Here is a 288-nt window from a genome sequence, read left to right as displayed (position 1 = left end):
TCCACCATTATTACCTACCAGGTACGGATATTGGAATATCTGTTCGAGTTTATTCTGAGAGAAATTCTTATCCGGCTTTTGATGGATTTGAAAGCACTCATACAATCGAATTTTATCAAGAAGGTTGGAAACTAGGTAATAAAGCAATTGTAGTCCGTCTAAAAGAACGGAAAAAGTTTCAGAAAAATGGTCTGTACTATAATGGTATGAGTGTACCATGGAATAGTCCAGTTATGGGTGGAGGAAGAACCACTAATATCTATCGTCGTGAGGGAGATACAGTATCAC

At 37.5% G+C, this 288-nt stretch carries 1 protein-coding gene; it reads left to right on the top strand.

What is annotated here, in order from left to right; translation table 11 throughout:
- Positions 1-288, top strand: a 288-nt coding sequence (locus C1G53_RS12445; RefSeq protein WP_153046737.1) for a hypothetical protein, incomplete at both ends; no start/stop codon positions are given.

This window comes from Streptococcus suis (assembly GCF_002960445.1).
GTDB lineage: Bacteria > Bacillota > Bacilli > Lactobacillales > Streptococcaceae > Streptococcus > Streptococcus hyiners.
The sequence above is the reverse complement of the archived record's forward strand: the minus strand, read 5'-3'. Positions and strand labels throughout refer to the sequence as shown.